The sequence below is a fragment of the Candidatus Zixiibacteriota bacterium genome (assembly GCA_022865345.1).
In the GTDB taxonomy this organism is placed as follows: Bacteria; Zixibacteria; MSB-5A5; order MSB-5A5; family RBG-16-43-9; genus RBG-16-43-9.
The window spans coordinates 1-3,710 of record JALHSU010000169.1; the positions used below are offsets into that span (position 1 = coordinate 1).

At 45.9% G+C, this 3,710-nt stretch carries 3 protein-coding genes; all 3 read right to left on the bottom strand.

Annotation, left to right across the window (positions count from 1 at the left end; translation table 11 throughout):
- The coding region (locus MUP17_08275; GenBank protein MCJ7458973.1) for a hypothetical protein at positions 1–199 on the bottom strand (199 nt) is incomplete at its 3' end.
- A gap of 111 nt (positions 200–310) precedes the next feature.
- Positions 311–2,542: a TonB-dependent receptor gene (locus tag MUP17_08280; protein MCJ7458974.1), complete on the bottom strand. Its 2,232-nt coding sequence runs from the start codon at positions 2,540–2,542 to the stop codon at positions 311–313.
- 387 nt (positions 2,543–2,929) lie between these two features.
- A partial coding sequence (locus MUP17_08285; GenBank protein MCJ7458975.1) for a hypothetical protein occupies positions 2,930–3,710 on the bottom strand: 781 nt, incomplete at its 5' end.

The following is a 3,710-nucleotide window of genomic DNA, read 5'->3' on the forward strand; positions in this document are numbered from 1 at the left end:
ATTTCCCCACTAAATCTACTTTTCCAAATTTAGATAAAAGTCTAATAAGTTCCTCCATCGGGATACCACAGACTAAGTAATCAGTATCCTTATCCGACAGAACCGGGGAAATAATCCTATCCCTTACCACCCCACCTACCTCGTAGATCTTCCCTTGTTTGAGGATTTCGTCTATGATTATATTTTTTAATCTGGACACAACTTCTCTTCTCAATTGTCATTCTGAGGAATTCCATTTGGACGACCGAAGAATCCCACTCGTCCGGCCTGAGATTCTTCACCCCTCACGGGGACTCAGAATGACCCCTTCTTAAAAATTCACCCGTAACCCCAGAGAGGGCAAGAAACGGGTGTAATAAAAAGTTCTCGTCTTAACATGGGTTTCGGTTTCATCGCTGAAATCGAAATCATACCCCATCACATTTCTACGGTTGTACAAGTCCCAGATTTCCACATAAAAGGAAGTGTTCCGGCTGAACATCGAAAACTCGTATTGAAGTCTAAGGTTGAGCTGGTGAAAAGAGGGATACCTTTCCGAGTTGGTGGGCCCTTGAACCAACATATATTCCCAGTGATTTCCGATCAAGACTGGCTCGTAACGAATGGTGGGAGTGTAAGGTCGCCCGCTCGTATACCTGAACTGCAGGTCTAAGGTAAACCGTCTGGAGAAGTTCCAGTCTAGAACTATTGAAGCCATATGCCTTTGATCGAAATCAGAGTATGATTCGACCTTATCCAAAAACTCTCTTCTTTTGGCCATTCCAAGCGAATAGCTCAACCAGCCGGTAAGCTTGCCTTTTTGCTTTTCTAAAAACATCTCCAATCCTCGGGCGTAGCCTTTGCCATCATTGGAGTAATTTCCGAGAGAGTCACCGGTTACTAAATCCTTATACACTTTCTGGTAAAATTCTACCCATCCAGCCCAGGTATCATCGAACTTTTTTGTCAGTCCGAAGACATAATGTATGGTTTTCTTTGACTTCAGAGTTGGGTCTTTAGAAAGGTGTTCCATTTCCGGGTTCTGAGCACAGTATCCCCAGGCTAAACGTAGAGTCGTCGAGCTGCTCAGCCCGTAGCTCAGAGCTAACCTGGGCAAGAGGTCTTTGTTGTGGTTTAAATTCAAGTAATCGAATCTCATTCCGCCGGTCAATGAAAACCTCTCAGTCACTTTCCAGGAGTCCTGAAGATAGGTCCCGTACCTTTTCAAAGGCTTATCCACCCTGTAATTTACCAGCGGTGTGGCAGGGTCATTCGGGTCTGCAACGGGGTCGAAATAATGAATAGAAAAAGGCAGTCTCTCTGTGAGATCGGGCTTCATATACCCTAACTCCAGGCCGGCCTTTATCTCGTGCCTGGACACAAGCTCCCAGGTAAGGTCTTGCCTGAAACCTAAATCTAATGCCTTGATATCGAGGTCCTCGGCCCACCCTATCTGAACGTCATAACGCACCTCTTCCCGGGTAATAGCCGTCAGAGAATACAATTTATCGCTGATTATGTTCTTCCATTCCAGGCTCTGGGTGTTCAATTTACCCAGGTCATAAAGCCGGCGCGCAATGCCCGGTCTGGGATTAGGGTCAAAGAAATCGATCTTCTCATCAGTGAAAAGTCCGGAAAACGAGACTTTTTGCCCTTGCCACGGCTCATAACCTACTTTGAAATTAAAGTCATAGAACTTAGGCAAAGGAAACCCCTCGCTTTGGCTCATTACCAGATCAAGATAGCTGCGCCTTCCCGAAAAAAGGAAAAATCCCTTTGGAGTTATAGGACCTTCTATTAATGCCTGAGTATTAATCAACCCAATCGAGACATCACCTGAGAAGTGTTCCCGGTTCCCATCGCGTGTGGTCACGTTCAGGACAGAGGAGAGACATTCGCCGTATTTGACCGGAAAACCGCCGGTCAAAAGCTCTATCCTGTCAATTATTTCAGAATTGAACACCGACTTCATTCCGCCGAAATACCAGGGCCAGTGAACTTTGGTCCAGTCCAGGAGAAACAGATTTTCCTCCGGGCCTCCACCGCGAACATATATCTGCGAAGGCATAAACAGATCCCCCAGAGAAGTGATTCCGGGCAAGGTCTGGATCACCCGGATCGGGTCTTGCATCTGCCCTTCTCTGAGCAGAACGGTTCTTCGCTCTATCAGATGGTCGCTTACACAGCTTCTTTCTGCGAGCCTTTCGCCGGAGACCACTACTGATGGAAGTGAAACCGGTCGAGGTTTAAGTGTTATCTCCAGCTTTGTGGTTTTGTCTGGCTCTATTGTGACCAGCAAAGTATCAGATTCGTATCCTATCATGCCTGCGACAACATTATAGCTACCTGATGGGACGCCTGTAATCCTGAAATGTCCAGAAGTATCTGAAGCTGTTCCTGATTTAGTTCCGATTAGCATAATGCTCACGCCTGTCAGAGGCTTACGTGTAGCTCCATCAATAACTGCACCGTAAAGTGAGCCTGCGTTTGCTCCAACAGCTGCATCTTGAGAAATTAAAGTCATAATCACCCAGCAAACAAGTAATATAATTTTTTCTTTCATTATTTTTTTGATTCCCAGATGTCCGCTTGAAGACAAGCCCCACCCAAGCTCGACTTTCACTGTCATTCCAACAAGTGGGACAGACTTCCAGTCTGTCCCGGAGCAAATCTGGGTTCGATAAATCGAACCCCTACCACCGTCTTCTGTAGGGGCTTGATTTATCAAGCCGTTTTTGATAAGGAAGCAAGGCTAAAGTCTTCACCAGGATCCTGTGGACAAGACCTTGAGGCCCTACCCTATCTCCTACCTCCTACTACCTATAACCTATTACCTACTACCTACTAGGGCGAGGCAACCTCGCCCCTACGGTTTTTATCCGTCATTCGACATCCGTCATCCGTCATTATTTTTAATTTTCCTTCTTCCATCTTCAATTTTCCTTTTTCTTTATTGGAGCAGATTTATCTTCACCCTGTTGTCAGAAATTTCTATAGTTCCCTCTTTTGCACAGGTGAACTTCCAGGTATTTCCGTTCACTTCCATTTTCTTAAACCTGACCTGAGTTCCTTCTGTTAGTGTAACCGGCTGCTCGTCCAGTGTAATTGAATCAAATTCCGGTACGAAGAAGACAACCTTTTTCACCCTGGCATCCCAGTTGTTCTGCTCATATACTCCCAGATCGTGCAACTGCAGATTAAGGAGGCTGTTCTTCAGGACATAGACGTTGTAGTGGTTGCGTAGCTCACGGGTGCCCTTGTCTACTACCCAGTTTTTAGCAGAGGAGGACCGGGAGCGGCTGAGACCATTCGTATTGAGCTCTATTTCTAAGCGGTACCCGGGCTGGGCTTCAAATGATTCCAACTCTTTATTAAACCCGTCAAGATATTCCTGGATCAGTTTATCAGTTGAAAACAGAACCTGATCATAACCATAATTCTCTTTTGCCTTCTTCACCAGTTTTTCCACCTGAGTTTTCTTGACCCCTAAGTATTCACCGAAGAGCTGGGCAAAGCTGAACTTATATCCCGCCTGCTGAGCCTTCGTTTTCCAGTTGATCTTGAAGTAATCCAATAAAAACCCCTGTGCCGCCCCAACCGGATAGATCCGGTTGCGAGGCATATCCTCAGGCGAAACTGAACTATCAGTTATCCGCGCCTGAAAATCTGCCAGAAGATACTCAGGCATCAGAATAAAGGAAAAATCTTCAAACAGAGGGGAAGTCAATCCG

Coding starts and splice junctions, on each gene's coding strand:
- MUP17_08280 (MCJ7458974.1), bottom strand. CDS start 2,542: ATGAAAGAAAAAATTATATTACTTGTTTGCTGGGTGATTATGACTTTA.